The 437-nt window shown below is 63.2% G+C and carries 1 protein-coding gene; it reads right to left on the bottom strand.

Features of this window, described 5'->3' with window-relative positions:
• Positions 1 to 295: hypothetical protein (locus I6F37_RS40455; RefSeq protein ID WP_225154443.1), on the bottom strand; the 295-nt coding region annotated here is incomplete at its 3' end.
• Between the last annotated feature and the right edge of the window lie 142 nt (positions 296 to 437).

The following is a 437-nucleotide window of genomic DNA, read 5'->3' as shown; positions in this document are numbered from 1 at the left end:
GTGTTCCACGAAGGGCGCGCTTGCGGTTGTGGGTGACGGCGAGGATGGCTTCGAGGTACGGGTCTGCGTTCCCCGCCGTGATCGCGTCGAGGAGGGCCTGCACGTCCGAAGGGGCGTCGTCATTCGCTAGGCACTTCTCTGCGTCGAGGGCGGCGTCGCGCTCGTCCTCTTGCTGCACCCAGTACCACGAGTGTGGGGTTCGGTCGGGGTCATTGTGGTGCCCGTGGATGAACGTGCAGAAGATGCTTCCTCCTGCTGGGCGGTCGTAGGTTGCTGAACAAAGTCGCGCTGTCATTGCATCTCCTTCAGGTGGTTACGGGCGGTAGTGGACGGACGTCCATGAGCCAGAAGATCTCGTCGCGGGTGAGCATCACGCGCTCGTTGGTCCCCGTGACCCAGTCCTTCTTGACCTCCCACAGGGCGTCCATGAGGTACTC

Source organism: Bradyrhizobium sp. NBAIM08 (assembly GCF_020193935.1).
GTDB classification, from domain to species: domain Bacteria; phylum Pseudomonadota; class Alphaproteobacteria; order Rhizobiales; family Xanthobacteraceae; genus Bradyrhizobium; species Bradyrhizobium yuanmingense.
Note: the sequence above shows the minus strand (reverse complement) of the source record. Positions and strands in the feature narration are given on the sequence as shown.